Source organism: Streptomyces sp. NPDC029138, from assembly GCF_055564375.1.
Window position 1 is genome coordinate 1 of sequence record NZ_JBVHWM010000144.1, and the last position, 1,638, is coordinate 1,638.

A 1,638-nucleotide genomic window follows, 5' to 3' on the forward strand; every position below is an offset into this window, starting at 1 on the left:
AGGAACTGGGGCGGGGCCGCTGCATGTGCGGGTCTACTGGGCGTCGCGCTCGGCCGTGTGGACGGCGTCGGCGTCGGTGCCTTCGTCGCCCTCCCACAGGAAGATGCGGGCGCGCTGGTCGCGGGCGCCGGTCTCGGCGAGCAGGCGCTCGGCGAGCTGGGCGAGGTCGGCCGGCGTCGCTTCGTCCTCGCCGGTCTCGCGCGAGGTCCACGCGTACCGGCCGTCGTCGGCGTCGAGCGTGTCGATACGCCACGTGTACCGGGTGAGCGGGACGGCGGCGGCGCGCTGCTTCTCCTGCCTGATGAACTGCGAGATCCGGCTCGACGTGTAGCCGGTCGCCTGGGCGATCTCGTCCGGGCTCTTGCCGTTCTGCCGAGCGACGTAGGCGATCCGCGGCATGGCCTCGGTAATCGCGGTCCACGCGCCCCGCATGATCCGTACGTCGGACAGGGTGAACGTCTCGGCGATCTCCTCGATCAGGTCGTCGTATGCCTGCTCGTCGACGTCGGCGCGCATCGCGGTGCGGTGGGCGCGGGCAATGCTGATCAGGTTGTCGCGGCTGAGCGCTTCGGCGTCGTTCTCGTCGGGGTCGCCCCCGGCCGCGATGATCTCGGCGCGGCGCTCCTGCTCGAACTCCTCGAACAGGGCGTACATCTGGGCGGTAAACCGGCCCATGACGGAGTCGGCCGGTACGCCCCGCCGGTTCAGCTCGCCGACGATTCGGTCGACGGCGGACGGCCCACCCTCGACGCCCCGAACGTGTCGGGTCAACTCGCGGGCGGTCCACCCCTTGGCGGCGGCCATGCCCTCGACGGCGGCCTGTTGGCCGAGGGGGTGCGAGGGCAGTGTCGACGGGTCGACGCGCTGGTACTCGGCGACCGTGGGCTCGTCGGCCTGGTCGTCGTCGCGGGGCTGCTCGTTGCTCATCCCGGGCTCTCCTGCTGGTTGGGTACGGGGCCCGCCCCCGGTCGAGGGCGGGCCGGTGGGCGGTGGTCAGTCGGTCGACGGCCGGTGCGCGAACACGCACTGACTCGACCTGAGCATCTTCTCGACGGCCCATCCGCGGCGCTTCAAGCGGTCGGCGAGGCAGTCAAGGGCGGGCCCGTGCGCGGGGTCGTCGCGGCGGACGATCCGGCCCGCTTCGAGCCAGTAGACGGCGACGCGGCCGTGTGTGCGCGGGTCGACGAAGTACCCGCGGGTGTCGCGCTCGTCCTCGGTGGGCTCGGTGACGTCGTGGTGATCGGTGAGCGTGGCGACGGCGAGGCCGGCCAGTGCCTCGCGGGCGGCGATCACGTCGGGGTTGGTGGCGTCGCTCGGCTTGCTGCCCTCGGCGGTGCCGCCGTGGCTGACGACGACGCCCTCGATCACGCGGCGGGCGGGCGCCTGCTCGGTGCGGGCGGCGATCCGGGCGGCGACGGTGCGCGGGGCCGGTACGCCGTGGGCGGCGCACTCGGCGGCGATCTGGTCGTCGGTCGCGGCGCGGTCGGCGGCGCGGTCGGCGTCGGCCTTGGCGCGGATGCGGTCGAGGGCGGCGCGCTGCTGCTCGCGGACGGTCGGGGCGGGCGCGGCGGCCTCGGGGGTGAACAGGGCGCCCTGTTCGGCCGTGCCGTCGACGACGAACAGGACGTCGTCGGCGGG

At 74.0% G+C, this 1,638-nt stretch carries 1 protein-coding gene and 1 pseudogene; both read right to left on the reverse strand.

Going from position 1 to position 1,638, the window contains the following annotated elements; genetic code table 11:
• Positions 1–33: 33 nt before the first annotated feature.
• Positions 34–927 carry a hypothetical protein gene (locus tag ACZ4WH_RS43930; protein WP_468191960.1) on the reverse strand — a complete coding sequence of 298 codons (894 nt, stop codon included), beginning with the start codon at positions 925–927 and terminating at the stop codon, positions 34–36.
• Positions 928–993: 66 nt separating this feature from the next.
• Positions 994–1,638, reverse strand: a pseudogene (locus tag ACZ4WH_RS43935) (hypothetical protein); the annotation flags it as partial.